The following is a 13,776-nucleotide window of genomic DNA, read 5'->3' on the forward strand; positions in this document are numbered from 1 at the left end:
GCCCATACTGTTGCGGGTTCGCGCTGTCCCGTCGCGTCGCCTGATTCCCGCGCAGAATCAGTGCCCGGCGAGCGGCACGAAGCTGACGGGCAGAATCTGCCGCGTGGAGACCGTGCCGTCGTTCGCCTTCGTGATCAGCAGCAGATACTGCGTCAGAAACTGCGCGCCTACCGGAATGACAATCCTGCCGCCCGGCTTCAACTGCCGCACGAGGGGAGGAGGGACATGGCTCGCGGCGGCGGTGACGATGATGGCATCGTAGGGCGCGTGGGCTTCCCACCCGTAATAGCCGTCTCCCACTGTGGTTTCCACCTTCTTGTACGCGAGCCGCCGCAGACGCTCCTGTGCCGCCTTGCCCAAAGGCTCGATGATTTCAATCGTATAAACCTCTCGCGCGAGTGTCGAGAGGATCGCCGCCTGATACCCTGAGCCAGTGCCGACCTCCAGCACGACGTCAGTGGGCTTGATCATCATCAGGTCGGTCATCATCGCGACAATGTACGGCTGCGAAATGGTCTGGCCGTAGCCGATGGGAAGCGGCCGGTTCTCGTAGGCGTTGCGCTCCTCGCCAGGCGGAACGAACTGGTGGCGAGGCACCCGGTCCATCGCGGCGAGCACGCGCGAATCGATGGCGGGTCTGCCGGTTTCGGCGAAGGTTTCGGTCGTGAGCTCCGCGATGTCCTTGATCATTTTCGCGCGAAGGGGCGCAAAATCGTCGGCCGCGTGAACGCCAGAAGACATCCACACCAATGCGATTGCTGGAATCAGGGTGCGCAGCCAGCGCAGCATGACTGGTTTCACCGTGCGGTCCCTGTTGCCTGACCCGCTTCAATTCTAAGCCCGCGCATGCGAGGTCGGGCAGGGCGCATCCGACCGCCCGCCGCGTGTCAGGCGCACCCCCGAGCCCGTCGCTGTATCGCTGCCGCAGAGCGGCCGGGCGGCGCGACCGGTCTTGCTTTGCGGCACGTGCCAAGCAAATATAAACCCGAATGACCGAAGAGCCGTTGAGAGCGGTCTTTGATCTCTTGCAATCGCGTAAGTCTGTTCCGGGTCGCAAGTACTCGTTCACTCGCAACGGTACCTGACATTCGTGGCTACGACGGCGCGAACGGCGGCAAAGCCCTGATCAGCGGGCGTACCAGGCGGCGTCGGGGAGGGAGGGCGCGGCGAGTCGGATGAGGCCGCTTGACATAAAAGCCGTTAGGTCGCCGGCAGGAAGCAAATACAAGCGAAATGAAAGCAAGTCTTCGCGCCGGAAGGGTAGGGCTCGGGCGCATGCAGCCACTAACGGATCAATTTGTGCGGAATTTAGCGAAAGGGCTGGTTTTTTTCGAATGGGCGTTCGGCACGCCGTTGCGCTGACCCGTACTTGAATCGGATTTATCAGCAAAAGTCGGAAGTCGTGCAAACCCGGACGACTTTTTCTCTTCTAAATCAACGAGGGCACGGTGTGATTTCGTCTCACCGTGAGACTGACAATGACAACGTACGCCAAGACATTGGACGCGAACAGTTGACTACGCGAAACCGCGCGATGGATTGCTGGGCGGGCCGGGGGCTTCCACCCGCTGAAGTTTGACCTGTGGCGGTCGCATTCCCGGTATCAAAAGCGCTGCCATTTCGTGCCACATTTGCGAACTCCTTGCGAACTAGGGGCGTACCAAGTGCGTACCAAGTGCGAACTCCTTGCGAACTATCTGCGTACCACGTGAGAACTCCTTACGTACTAGATGAGTACTATGTGCGAACTACTTTGCGAACTAGATGCGTACCGTGTGCGAACTCGCTGCGAACTAGGTGCGTACCGCGTGTGAACTTCGCGCGAACCATTTATGAACTTTGCGGGAACCACTTTCGGACTAGCGCGATCGAGGTGCGAACCGGTTGTGAACTTTGCTTTGACTCCTTTACGAACTACGAAAGAACTAGGGCTGCTAATCAGCCGCTGGCGTGGGCGTCAGCAGGACTTGCGAAGAGCGGGCGACTATGCTCTACTTCGAGCCAGCGCTGCTTCGAGGTGTCGAACCCGAGAGCGACAAAGAATTACACCGCGCCGCGGTTAAGCGGCAGTCGTACGTTCCGTACTCGCACGGAACACCCATCAAAGATTCCGCGGAGCTATCCGCGCGAACTAATTTTTCGACAGTCGACGCCCTCACGGGCGTTTTTTTCAGCCCATAGCGAATCCCCGACATATCCACACAGAGGCAAGGCGCAAACCCTTGACGAGTGCGGCCGAGCGGGATGTTTGACTCAACCGTCGTACGACATACGCGTTGGGGAAAACGTGGCAGATTCGCAAGAACCGTAGGCGTAACCGTTCGATGGCGGACGGACTATTCACTGGTCGCGAAAGCGTCGGGGTGAGTGGGGGTGCCTTGCCCGCCAGCCATGGCAGGGAAGATCAAACACTGGAGATACGTGCGCTATCTCCGACCGTTCCTCTCGCGAGGAATGGAAGCGCGCAGGATTGGCTCCCCTTTAACAGGTTGCTGAAATACCGCCGACGCGCGTCATCGCGGCGGGCCGTAGATGCGTTGATATGAGGACCTTACCCGCCCCCTTGGAGATCATGCGCGGCGCTGACACGTTTACCGAGAGTTTGTTTTCTTTTCGCAAGCTGGACGACTTCGTTCCGGCCTCGCATCCGCTGCGTGCGATCCGCGTCATGGCGAACAAAGCGCTCGCGAAGATGGATCGACTGTTTGCCGGGATGTACGAAGCCGACATAAAGGGCGGGCGGCCGAGCATCGCGCCGGAGAAATTGCTGCGAGCCATGCTCATTCAGGTGCTTTACAGCATCCGCTCGGAGCGCCAGCTCATGGAGCAGGTGCAATACAACCTCTTGTTTCGCTGGTTCATTGGCCTGGCAATGGATGATGTGGTGTGGGTGCCCACGGTCTTCACGAAGAACCGCGAGCGGTTAATCAAGCACGACGCAGTGATCGAATTCTTCAACGAGGTGGTGAACATCGCTGAGAAGAATGACCTGCTCTCGGGTGAGCATTTCAGCGTGGACGGCACGCTGATCCAGGCGTGGGCGGGGCACAAAAGCTTCGTGCGCAAGGAGGGTGACGATCAGGACAACGACGGTGGCAGTGCGGGTGACTTCAAGGGTAGCAAGCGCAGCAACGAGACGCACCAGTCGAAGACCGATTCCGATGCGCGTCTTTATCGCAAAGGCAAGACGGCCAGCGAATTGCGGTACATGGGCCATACGCTGACCGATAATCGGCACGGCCTGGTAGTCAACGCGCGCGTGACCAGTGCTGACGGGCACGCTGAACGCGAGGCAGCCAAGATCATGATCAACGATGCAAGGCAAGTGGCAGAAGACCCCGACGTGGAAATCACGCTGGGTGCGGACAAGGGTTACGACGCACAGGAATTTATCGAGGCCTGCCAGGCGATGAAGGTTACACCGCACGTTGCACAAAACACTTCGGGCCGGCGTTCCGCGGTGCCCGATACGATTGCCTCAAGCGTGGGCTACGCCATTTCGCAGCAAAAACGCAAGTTGATCGAACAAGGTTTCGGATGGGCCAAGACCGTGGGACGTATGCGCCAGGTCATGGTGCGTGGCTTGAAGAAGGTGGACCAGATGTTCGTGTTGAACATGGCGGCCTACAACCTCGTGCGCATGCGTTCACTGGGACAAGTCCGCCCGTAGTGGCGGAAATGGCAGAAACGAGCCCAGAAATTGGCCTCAGGTCATCGAAAATGATGTTGAATCCGCGCTGAAATTTCGCAATGCGAAAAAGCTTGAAACAGAAGCTGCGTAAGCGGAGGGGTGCTGCTTTCACTGATGGGTACTTCAGCAACCTGTTAAAGGGGCCGGCGCCTGGTCGAGTACCAGGTAACCTCGTGACCGTAAGGGCGAGGCGTGAGCGGAGTTTTGAGAGGTCAGGCTACCGCCGGAATGCACATTTTTACGACAGACCGACCTTTTCACATTGTGATATGCGGGAGTTGCTTCCTCCCGGGTGCGCACTACAGGCGTACCGAACTCAGACCGACCGCGAGATCGGATAAGAGGAACGAGCTTCAACGCATAGGTGCGCGGCGTATCCACGCGAACCGGTCATCCGGTGTCCTGAACCCAAGGCACAGGGGCGACATTTCACATTGTGGGGGAGAGAATGTCTCGGTATAAGTCGAGGAGTCGGGTTCCCGGACCAGAGGTGGACGACGCTGCGTTCGGAGATGAGCCAGATGGCTGGCGCTCGCGGGTAGAGGCAATTCTGAAGGCCAACGTTTATCGGCGCGTCAATGGACGTGTGGCAGCCCATCGTACGGTGGAACACAACACGACGGTCATCTTCTGCGCGTTTGATACGTGGCACAACAAGCTCAACCACAAGATCAAGATCCCGCAAAAGCTGACCGACCGGCATGTGCAGGTGCTGGTGCGGTACTGGTACGAAGAAGGCAAAGCGGCGTCGACGATGAACAACGACCTTTCCGTGCTCCGGAAGTTTTTCGGGTGGATGGGGAAGAAAGGGATTGTGCGCTCGCTCAAGGAATATCTTCCCGACGCGCCCGCCGATCGCATTGAGCGCCGTAACATGGCCGCAACCGGAAATAGGTCGAAGTCGTGGAGCGCAAATGGGATTGATGTCGAGCAGAAGCTCCAGGAGGCATTTGCGCTGGATGAGCGCTTCGGAATCATCCTTGCGATGCAATTCGCGTTCGGCTACCGGCGCAAGGAGACGATCAGCATTCGCCCGTGGATCAACGACCTCCGGCCGCTGGGACAGAACGCGTTCATGATGTATGAGCGAGACGGCACCAAGGGCGGGCGGCAGCGGCTGATCCGACTCGAGTTCCCGTTTCAGGTGTGGGCTCTTGACTATGCGAAATCGCGCATTTCCAAACGCGCCCATCTTGGGTGGCAGAAAACGCGGCGCGGTGAAAATGCGACTTTGGAATACAGCCTTGAGCGATACAAGGAGTACATGAAAAAGCTCGGCATTTGCAGAAAAGATGTCTTCGTGACGGGCCATGGTGGGCGTGCGGAATATGCGGAAAACTGCGCGCTCCTTCGCGGTTTCGTCCCAGTCCCGGCGTCTCTTGGTGGAAAGGCTAACCAGATGCCGCGCGAAGACCTCGAAATTCTGGAGAAACAGGTCAGCGAAAATCTCGGACACAGCCGCGCCCGGATTACGCGGGATAGTTACTACGGCACTCCGGACAAGGCTGAGCCACAAGCAGCCAGTTCGGAGCAGGTGGAAGGAAGTGGAAGTGGCACACCGGGGGGCGTCGCTGACAACGCATCGCAGCGACCGCCCGTTGGCACTGCGATCAGCCTGGAGGAGCGGCTGGCTGCCGCGTGCGAACCTCCGAAGGGATTTTTGGACCTCGCGACTTCCTATTACCGCACGATGCCGGCAGGGCGCGTTCGCCCGGACCCTTCGAAACCTCCGGTACCAGGTGTCGGCAGGTTTGCGGCAAAAGCCATCAGTGAAAAAGCGAAGGCCGAGCCGGTGAAGCGTAAAGGTGGTGTAAGGAGCCGCCCATACGATGAGATGAGCGTCGGCTGCGTTTGCCATTCGGGGTAGTCGTCCGATCATCGTTTCTTCGGCGGTCGCCGACACGCAGCACCTTTGATGCAAGCAACTTTGCGCGCTGCTACCGTCAGATTCACGAAAAGGATGACTACCCCTGATTGCACTCTTGTATTTTCGGCCCGAAACGGCGCTCGTGGCGTGCGTCGTGTCCGCGTGTCCTTCAACATGAAACGCAGATCCATTGCCACGTCGACGCAACTGCGCATTGCGTTTTCCTGACGCGCGAAAAGGAGCACGCATGACGCTTTCGAAATGCCTGTTGCTGATCGCGTTGTCGCTGTCCGGTTGTCACGCGCAATCCTCGAAGACGTATTTCGGCGATGGCCAGACCCCGCCGCAACACGGGCGCGCCTCTTCGCCGCCGCCACTTCCTGGAGCCGAACTGATACAACCACTGCCTCCAGGCGAACCGCCTCCACAAGCGCAGCAGAAGGCAAAGCCGCAAGCAAAGGCAAGCTCAAAATCGAAGTCCAAACACAGGCAGCACTATCGGCATCCCCCGAAACACCATTCGCCACATCAGAGTCAGTATTCGCATCCCTGATCCGGTCGCATGTTCAATAGTTCAGAAATGCGCGGGTCCATCGCTTTTCCGGTGCCTTGTGTTGATTTGGACACGTGTGCATTCGATCCGAAACGGCGCTCGAGGCATGCGCCGTGTCCGCGCGCCCTTCGACGCGAAACGCAGATCCATTGCGACATCGAGCATTGCGGTATCCTCACGCTCCTATTGAAAAGGAGCGCGCATGAAACTTTCGAAATACCTGTTGCTGATGGCATTGTCACTGTCCGGTGTCGGTCACGCTCAAACCTCACAGACGTATTACTTCGGCGAAGGCCAAGGCGCGCCGCAAAGCGGGGGTGCCACTTCGCGCGATCGGCATCACACGAAGCACCATTCACACCATTCGCCGCATCGGAACCGAAATTCGCATCCCTGATCCGGTTAGCGTGTGCGCTGCGCATGAGTGGTCGCACTTGTGACCTGGTGTTAGCGCCGGTGTAAAAGCGACGCTAAACGACGGCGCAAGGCTGAGCGGTTCACTCAAGTACAAAGGGGCCGCGCGGGCCCCTTTCGTTGTATGCGCAGCGTTGATCAGAACGGCGGGTCGTGCTCGTTGAACGGCGGCTCGCGTTGCCGGCGATCTTGGCGCAGGACCTGCTGCATGTCGGACAGATAGCGTGCGCAGATCACTTCACGCAGGTCGTCGAGCAGTTCAAACACGGCGAGCGCCTGTTCGGGCGTCCAGTCCGCGGGGACGATGAAGCTTAAGCCGCGGGTGCGGCCGGAAGGCAGCGGCGGGGCTTTCATGAGGACTCGCCTCCTTTGGCGGATTTACCGGGACTGCGCTGGCGGGCGCGTTTGTCGGCCCGTTCACGCGCTTCCTTCAAGCGATACGATTCGCCTTCGATCGGGATGACCTCGGCGTGATGCACGAGGCGATCGACGAGCGACACGACACAGGCGGCGTTCGGGAACACCTCGTGCCATTCGGCAAACGGTCGATTCGATGTAACGATGGTGCTGTTGTTCTGGTATCTCCGGCTGATCAGCTCGAACAGCAGATCGGCGTGGCGATTCGAGTACGAGAGGTAGCCGACCTCGTCGATTACAAGGACGTCGGGCGCAGCATAGCGATGCAGGCGCCGGCGCAGCGTTGAATCGCTATCGAGCGCAGCGAGTTCGCCCAGCATATTGCCGGCGGTGGTGAACAGCACCGTGTGTCCATGCACGAGTGCCTGATGCGCGACGTTCTTCGCCAGTGTCGACTTGCCCACGCCGTTTGGGCCGATGAGCACGACGTTCGCGGCGTCCTTCAGGAACCCGAGTGTCATCAGATCTTCGATGGCGCCGCGATCACACCGCGACGGCCAACTCCAGTCGAAGTCGCACAACGCCTTGAAGCCACCCAGATGCGCATCCTTGATGCGCCGCTCGAGTGATCGGCGCGCCCGTTCGTCTTCCTCCCACTGCACCAGCGGCGCGACCCACGGTTCATGCGCAACCTCGGGCCAGTGGGCAAGCAGCCCGTGCAAACGTAATTCCTGCGCACGCATACGTAATGATTCAAGCGAGCTCATCGGGACCTCCAGCAAGTTGATCGTAGGTATCGAGCCGGTGGGGTTGAACCGGCGCGTCCTTCTGGCGCACGTGCGGCGGTAGGCACACGGCCAGCGGCGGGGGTAATTGACGCGCTTCGCGACGGCGCTCCAGCGCCAGGCGCACGGCATTCGGGTGGGGCACACCGCTTTCGAGCGCATCGCCGATCGCGGCCTGCAATTGCGCGGCGCCGTAGCGATCGAGCATGCGCAGCAGCGCTGCCGTGATGGTGCCCAGGTTCGCACCGCGTTCGGCCGCGCCGCGCAGCAGATCCTGACTGGCGGGGGCGGCCCTGGCCAGGCGATCCATGCCACGATGATGGCGAGCCTCGCGTTTGACGCCGACGAGTGTCTCGATGTGAACCGGCTCTTCGATTTGCGCGCCGCGGTCGTAGCTGCGATCGTGACGCGCAATGACATCGGCACCGTCCAGCACGCGTACCTGCTCGAGATCGGCGCGTACCGTGAGCGTGCGCCGCACGTGCGTGTGCGGGATCGAGTAGTCGTTTAGATCGAAGCGTACATAGGGCGTCTTCCCGACCTTGACGGCGAGCGTTTCCTCAACAGGATACGGGTTCTTCGGTAGCGCAAGCAGCATCGGCTGCTCCTGGGCAAACGCCTGGCGCACACTGATCGCTCGATCCTCCGGGCACGGGCGATCGGCTGCCTGCGTGCGGCACCAGTGCTCGGCTTGCGCATTCAGATCGTCCAGATCGGTGAACTGCCTGGCCGCGAAGAACGCGTCGCGGACATGACGAATTGCACGCTCGACGCGGCCCTTCTCGTTGCCGCGCGCAATCGCCACCGGTCTCGGTTCGAAGCGATAGTGCGCGGCGAAGGCGAGCAGCGTCGGGTGGAAACGAATGGCGTCCCCCTGGCGTTCGAGCACGGCGCTCTTGAGGTTATCGTAGAGGATGACCCTGCCGAGCCCGCCCCAGCGGGTGAAGGCGCCGATATGACCGCGCAGGAAGTTCTCCATGCGCGCGTCGAGGAAGAAGCGCAGATACAGGTCGCGCGAGTACGAGAGCACCATCACGAAGGCCATCAAGGGCCGGCGCGCGCGGCCAATTTGCAGGTGGCCGAAGTGCCCCCAGTCGCATTGCATCTGTTCGCCGGGCAAGGTGCGCAACCGCAGATACGCTTCGGCAGCCGGGCGTGGCCGATGCAGCGAGATCAGATGCCGGAAGTGCGTGGGGCCACCTTGATAGCCGCGCTCGCGCACCATGCCGTACAGGCGGCTGGCGGTAAGCGTTGGGTACTTCTCGAGCGTCTGGCGAATGAACGGCAGGTACGGCTCGATCATCGAAGAGCGCGGCGCCGGACCGTGGCGCGGTAGGCCAGCCTGTGCGAGCACACGTTTGACAGTCCCGCGATGCACGTGCAGTTGCTGCGCGATCGTGCCGCAGCGCCACTTCTCGACGTGGTAGAGCCGCAGGATATGGGCTTCGAGTTCAGCGTCAATCGTCACCGTCAGAGCCTCCTCGGAATCGGTAGATGCAATGAGGAGCTCGACGGCGCAACGGGCCAAGGCGCACGAACGGCGAACAGGCACAGCCGCATAGGTGGCAATGCTTCGTCGCCGGTACCGAGGTTGTGACGCGACGATGAGTGCCAGCGGCGTGCATCGAGTCCGCTGGCAGTAGAGCACTGGGCGCCGTCGCAGGTGAACCGTGATGCGTCACTTTATTGCGTTGCGCCCGATAGCGACGGGCGCGCTGCGCATGGGCAAGACGCCCGCGGCGAGAGCGCTGGTAACGTTGAGCCGCTTCGCGCAAGCTGGCGCGCCGGGCTGCTTGCGCACAGCCGCCGGCGCAATAGATCTGGCCTCGATCACATCGGCGGCAAATGAACACCTGCGTGCGGCAGCGGGCGCACAGGAAGAAACGGCCCGTGGGCAGCATGCCACCGGCATTGCCTTCGGTCATCGGCGATCCCCGTAGAACGCCGAAGACAATGCGATAGACAGGGGCGCACGAGCCGTGGAATACTGCGGCTGCACGCGCTCCTCTGTTAAGCCCCGTGGCTTTGCATTGCGACTTGTGTGGCGCGACTCCGGGGTGAACTTGGCGGTTTACCGGTGTCGCGCCAGTGGTTTCTTCGGCGCTGCGCCTTTCTACCGCAACCGCTCCCCGCCGTCATCCTCAACGCGCTTTGCGCGTCTGCACTCGCCCTACGGGCTCCTTACGACGCACAAAGCGTCATCGATACCCTGCTGTACGTGTTCCCCACACACTGCTCAACGAGAATAGGTCGTCTAACGGCTCAATTCCGAAACGCCGTCGTTTAGTGTCGGATTTAGACCGGCGTTCACACCTGGCCTTGCTCTCGTGAAAACCCCCGACGTCCGTCGCGTCCTATAGGGGTATTCGTCCTCTCATTTTCTGGCGGTAACGGCGTAAGAAGCCGCTTGTAGCAAGGCCCAGCTGAGCGGCATCACACGCTTTTGTAACTTGATGGATTTTCAACTGGTTGATCTGAAAGCTTGTTGTAAGAAGTCGAACAGTACCGTTGCGGATGAAGTTGACGCGCGAGAGGATCGGCTGCTAGCGAATAGGATCGATGTGTGATTCGGCGGGCAGAAGAGGGGCGACTTTCCAGGGTAGCAGTTCGTCGATCCGGTTCGCTGGGTGATCGGCGATGCGTTCGATGACGTAATGCAGGTAGGCTTCGGGATCGATGCCATTCAGGCGCGCAGTACCGATCAGGCTGTACATCGCAGCAGCACGTTCGCCGCCTGAGTCTGCTCCGGCAAATAAAAAATTCCGTCTTCCGATTGCCACGCCGCGCAATGCGCGCTCAGCAATCAGATTGTCAATCTCGGCCTGACCATCGCTGCAGTAGTAGACCAGCGCAGGCCAGCGATTCAACGAATACTGGATCGCCTTGGTGGTGTCTGATTTCGCGGAGAGTGTGAGAAGCGTCGCCTCGAACCACCGCTTCATGTTATCAAGCAGCGGCACCGCCTTCTCCTGGCGAACGCGGCGTCGCTCTTCAGGCGGCTTGCCACGAATGTGCTCTTCGATGCGATAGAGGGCGTCGATGCGCTCGAGTGCGTCGCTGGTGATCGGCGATGGCCGAACAGCGTGCAGGTCGTGCAGCTTTCGGCGTGCATGGGCCATGCATGCAGCTTCGCGAATCTGGCCGCCCACATATAGCTCGGCATAGCCAGCAAACGCGTCTGCCTGCAGTACGCCAGTGAAGTTGGCAAGGTGTTGCTGCGGATGTTCGCCGCGACGATCCGGTGTGTAGGCAAACCAGACGGCCGGCGCTTCGGTCGAACCACTTGACCGGTCATCGCGCACATACACCCAGAGACGGCCGGTCTTCGTCTTCCCATTGCCTGGTGCGAGCACCGGTAGCGGCGTGTCGTCGGCGTGAACCTTCGTGCCGCCAAGTGCGTGGCGGCGCACCGCTTCGACCAGCGGGTTGAGTAGCCAGGTCAGACTGCCCAGCCAGTGACCCATGGTGCCCGCTTCGATCTCGACGCCGTCGCGTGCGTACATGACAGACTGCCGGTAGAACGGGATGTGGTACGCGAACTTCGATGTCGCGATGTGTGCGAGCAGTGCCGGACCCGGAAGGCCACGATCGATCGGACGGCTCGGCGCTGCGGCCTGCACGATACAGTCGCAGCACGAACAGGCTAACTTCGGGCGACGATGGCGGATGACGCGGAAGTGTGCGCGCACGTATTCGAGCTGCTCGGATACGTCTTCGCCCAGCGGTTTGAGTGTGCCGCCGCAACCCGGGCAGTGCTCCCCGGTGGGCAGATGCACGCGCTCTTCACGTTCGAGGTGATCAGGAAGCGGTTTGCGACTGCCACTCTCGCGGCGTTGCTGCGCCTTCTTTGCGTCAGCCTGGGCAGCCGCACCTTCGTCGGTCTGCAGGTCCTCAAGTCGCAGCTCAAGCTGCTCGATCTGACGCTCCAGCTTGTCAGACTTGCGACCGAACTGCATGCGGCGCAGCTTCGCAATCGTCAGCTTCAGATGTTCAATCTCGATTACGCGGGAACTGAGCTGGTCCTGCAATTCGGCGACCCGCTGCGCGTTTGCATGAGCTGTCGCCGCATGCGCGAGCACAAGCGCCTTCAGGGCATCGATGTCGTCGGGCAGATCGGTATCGGTGAGATCCATCGCGACAGTTTACGACCATCAACTTCACGCGGATCATGTGGTAACAGACGTTTACAAAGCACTGCGCGGGCGTGCCGCTTCGACCGGTTGTCGCCAGTCAAACCCTTCGAGCAGGAGCGAGAGTTGAGCGGTGGTCAGCGCCACGACGCCGGCGTCGGCGCGGGGCCATGCAAAACGCCCCGTCTCAAGGCGCTTCGCAAATAAACAGAGGCCGCCATCGCTCCAGTACAACGCCTTCAGAAGATCACCGCGCCGGCCCCGGAAGATAAAAACATGGCCGCCATAAGGATCCTTCTCAAGCACCGTCTGTACCTTCGCCGCGAGCGAATTGAAGCCGGAACGCATGTCAGTGACGCCGGCAGCGATCCAGATCCGTGTGTTTGCAGGCGGCCCGATCATCGGAGAATCCGCTCGAGGATCAGGCGCAATATCGTCGCATCAGGCACGCCTTCTATCCGGACCGAAGTATTGCCATGCTGAAGCTGGATGCTGCCGTTTGCAGCCGCCGAAGATGCCGGCGCGTCCGTCGCCTCCGGTGCATGGCGGGCTGGTCGATCGGACTGTACATCAACAACGGCAGGCAACATGGTCTCCGCCTGCGCATCTTCGACCAGCAGACCCTGAGCGTACAGTTTGCGCCAGGCCCACACCTGATTGGCGTTGATGTTGTTGTCGCGGGCGACCCTTGCGACCGACGCACCGGCTTCAAAGGTCTGCTCGACGACCGATCGTTTCCATTCCAATGGATGCCGTCGGTTCTGGCGTCTTGCGGGTAACTCGACTGTCTGAGTCACTGTGTCCATTCTCGCTGTTTGTGGACAGAGTCAGTCACTCGTGTCCGTCGCAGCGATGATTGCATCTTCTACGACAGGCGGGGAACGGTACAAATCAGGTGCTTACAGCTTTTTTTCGTGAAAACCGCCAGAAAATGCACGAAAAGGACGAATATCCCTAAAAGGAATACGTCTTCGAGACCCGCAGTTGTTGACCGCGACCGGCAGCCGCTCACTTTGAGAAAGCGAGGGAGGCGTCAATCCGTATTTTGCGAGCGTCCGCTCGCGATAGAGTCGGTTCTAGTTGATGCCCTTGGCGCCGTGCGGCCCGAACAGATGACATTTTCCTAGCAATGCGCGTTGGGAATCGAGGACCATGCTGGTTCATCGAAGTACATTTGCTCGAGCGATAGCGTTATCCCGAACTTCGACGCTGACTGCAGCCCATTGGCTCCCCAGAATTCGACTCGTCCGTGCTCATCGACCACTATGACCTCACGGGCGCCGCCCTTCAGATAGGCTCCTACTCTCAGGTCGATATCGTCGCGAGTGTCGCGGTCAAGCAGCACCTCAACACACAAAGCTGGAACAAACGGGACAGGCGCGCTTCGGTCAATCCTCTCCCAGTTGTCGGGCGGCATCCAGATAACATCGGGTATGCGAATGCCAAATGACGTTGTCGTCACTGGAACCGCCATCGCCGCAACGTGACCAATCTGCTCGGTGATTTGGCAGTAAGCGTCAGTTAGCACTATCTGTCGCCTCGCTGAAGGGTGTGAATACAGCACTGCGTCACCGCGCGCGTCCAGTTCGCAAGGGTCCCGCAAGCCGGACTCCATGTTGGGGTTAATCCGCCGCCACCGCGCGACCAGTCCGTCCCGCTCGAGGAAAGTAGACACGTCAATGAGCCTCTAGTAGAGGAAGTCGCGTAAGCGTATACCCGTTTCTCAGTAACTTAATACTTGTACTTTGTGTGCAACGCACAATCTGGTGCCCTGAAACAGGTCGAAGCGGCCCCATTTCATACGGCCGGAACGCCTGCAAATTATCCCGCTCCTTTGCTCAATAACCCTTCTCTGATGAATGCTGAAGTGATTTCTCAGTATTTTTGTGCGATGCGTCAATTATCGGGAATAGGACGCAGGTCGAAGCGTCTTAATCACATGGTCATCGCGATGACGAGCATGATTGACGGCAGCAATA

The 13,776-nt window shown here is 60.0% G+C and carries 12 protein-coding genes; 4 read left to right on the forward strand and 8 right to left on the reverse strand.

Annotated features, from left to right (window positions below):
• Positions 1-57 precede the first annotated feature (57 nt).
• The gene (locus H1204_RS48400) at positions 58-741 is read right to left on the reverse strand and encodes a protein-L-isoaspartate(D-aspartate) O-methyltransferase (protein ID WP_243469226.1); all 684 of its coding nucleotides are present in this window, start codon (positions 739-741) and stop codon (positions 58-60) included.
• A 1,831-nt stretch (positions 742-2,572) separates the two neighbouring features.
• On the opposite strand from H1204_RS48400, the gene H1204_RS48405 reads away from it, so the two are divergent.
• The 3 genes from H1204_RS48405 (at position 2,573) to H1204_RS48415 (ending at position 6,111) form a co-directional block, all read left to right on the forward strand.
• Positions 2,573-3,670 carry an IS5 family transposase gene (locus H1204_RS48405; protein WP_180736739.1) on the forward strand — a complete coding sequence of 366 codons (1,098 nt, stop codon included), beginning with the start codon at positions 2,573-2,575 and terminating at the stop codon, positions 3,668-3,670.
• A 511-nt stretch (positions 3,671-4,181) separates the two neighbouring features.
• The gene (locus tag H1204_RS48410; RefSeq protein WP_180736881.1) at positions 4,182-5,558 is read left to right on the forward strand and encodes a phage integrase N-terminal domain-containing protein; all 1,377 of its coding nucleotides are present in this window, start codon (positions 4,182-4,184) and stop codon (positions 5,556-5,558) included.
• Between the two features lie 247 nt (positions 5,559-5,805).
• Complete coding sequence (locus H1204_RS48415; RefSeq protein ID WP_180736882.1) at positions 5,806-6,111, forward strand: hypothetical protein; 306 nt, start codon at positions 5,806-5,808, stop codon at positions 6,109-6,111.
• Between the two features lie 552 nt (positions 6,112-6,663).
• Here H1204_RS48415 and H1204_RS48420 read toward each other — a convergent pair.
• Genes H1204_RS48420 through istA form a run of 3 tightly spaced genes read right to left on the reverse strand, consistent with a single transcriptional unit; the run spans position 6,664 to position 9,135 of the window.
• Positions 6,664-6,879 (reverse strand): hypothetical protein, encoded by a 216-nt coding sequence (locus H1204_RS48420; RefSeq protein WP_180729656.1) that lies wholly within the window; start codon positions 6,877-6,879, stop codon positions 6,664-6,666.
• Positions 6,876-7,649 (reverse strand): IS21-like element helper ATPase IstB, encoded by a 774-nt coding sequence (gene istB, locus H1204_RS48425; protein WP_180732286.1) that lies wholly within the window; start codon positions 7,647-7,649, stop codon positions 6,876-6,878. The genes H1204_RS48420 and istB overlap by 4 nt, the downstream gene beginning before the upstream one ends.
• Positions 7,636-9,135: an IS21 family transposase gene (gene istA, locus H1204_RS48430; RefSeq protein ID WP_180736883.1), complete on the reverse strand. Its 1,500-nt coding sequence runs from the start codon at positions 9,133-9,135 to the stop codon at positions 7,636-7,638. The genes istB and istA overlap by 14 nt, the downstream gene beginning before the upstream one ends.
• A 205-nt stretch (positions 9,136-9,340) precedes the next feature.
• Here istA and H1204_RS48435 point away from each other — a divergent pair, with 205 nt between their 5' ends.
• Complete coding sequence (locus tag H1204_RS48435; protein WP_180729654.1) at positions 9,341-9,607, forward strand: hypothetical protein; 267 nt, start codon at positions 9,341-9,343, stop codon at positions 9,605-9,607.
• Between the two features lie 603 nt (positions 9,608-10,210).
• Here the strand turns inward: H1204_RS48435 and H1204_RS48440 are convergent.
• The 4 genes from H1204_RS48440 to H1204_RS48455 all read right to left on the reverse strand — a co-directional run bounded on the left by H1204_RS48440 (position 10,211) and on the right by H1204_RS48455 (position 13,472).
• Positions 10,211-11,800 carry an IS66 family transposase gene (locus H1204_RS48440; protein ID WP_180736884.1) on the reverse strand — a complete coding sequence of 530 codons (1,590 nt, stop codon included), beginning with the start codon at positions 11,798-11,800 and terminating at the stop codon, positions 10,211-10,213.
• A 51-nt stretch (positions 11,801-11,851) separates the two neighbouring features.
• Entirely contained in the window at positions 11,852-12,199 is a 348-nt protein-coding gene (gene tnpB / locus H1204_RS48445; protein ID WP_086917259.1) for an IS66 family insertion sequence element accessory protein TnpB, read from the reverse strand.
• Complete coding sequence (locus H1204_RS48450; RefSeq protein ID WP_180736885.1) at positions 12,196-12,603, reverse strand: transposase; 408 nt, start codon at positions 12,601-12,603, stop codon at positions 12,196-12,198. The genes tnpB and H1204_RS48450 overlap by 4 nt, the downstream gene beginning before the upstream one ends.
• A 317-nt stretch (positions 12,604-12,920) precedes the next feature.
• Positions 12,921-13,472, reverse strand: coding sequence for a Uma2 family endonuclease (locus tag H1204_RS48455; protein ID WP_243469211.1), 552 nt, complete (start codon positions 13,470-13,472; stop codon positions 12,921-12,923).
• Positions 13,473-13,776 lie beyond the last annotated feature (304 nt).

The sequence above is a fragment of the Paraburkholderia sp. PGU19 genome (assembly GCF_013426915.1).
Taxonomy (GTDB): domain Bacteria; phylum Pseudomonadota; class Gammaproteobacteria; order Burkholderiales; family Burkholderiaceae; genus Paraburkholderia.

Excerpts from the sequence above, each read along its gene's own strand:
- H1204_RS48400 (WP_243469226.1), bottom strand. The coding sequence starts at position 741 with ATGTCTTCTGGCGTTCACGCGGCCGACGATTTTGCGCCCCTTCGCGCG.
- H1204_RS48405 (WP_180736739.1), top strand. The coding sequence starts at position 2,573 with ATGCGCGGCGCTGACACGTTTACCGAGAGTTTGTTTTCTTTTCGCAAG.
- H1204_RS48415 (WP_180736882.1), top strand. The coding sequence starts at position 5,806 with ATGACGCTTTCGAAATGCCTGTTGCTGATCGCGTTGTCGCTGTCCGGT.
- H1204_RS48420 (WP_180729656.1), bottom strand. The coding sequence starts at position 6,879 with ATGAAAGCCCCGCCGCTGCCTTCCGGCCGCACCCGCGGCTTAAGCTTC.
- istB (WP_180732286.1), bottom strand. The coding sequence starts at position 7,649 with ATGAGCTCGCTTGAATCATTACGTATGCGTGCGCAGGAATTACGTTTG.
- H1204_RS48435 (WP_180729654.1), top strand. The coding sequence starts at position 9,341 with ATGCGTCACTTTATTGCGTTGCGCCCGATAGCGACGGGCGCGCTGCGC.
- H1204_RS48440 (WP_180736884.1), bottom strand. The coding sequence starts at position 11,800 with ATGGATCTCACCGATACCGATCTGCCCGACGACATCGATGCCCTGAAG.
- tnpB (WP_086917259.1), bottom strand. The coding sequence starts at position 12,199 with ATGATCGGGCCGCCTGCAAACACACGGATCTGGATCGCTGCCGGCGTC.
- H1204_RS48450 (WP_180736885.1), bottom strand. The coding sequence starts at position 12,603 with ATGGACACAGTGACTCAGACAGTCGAGTTACCCGCAAGACGCCAGAAC.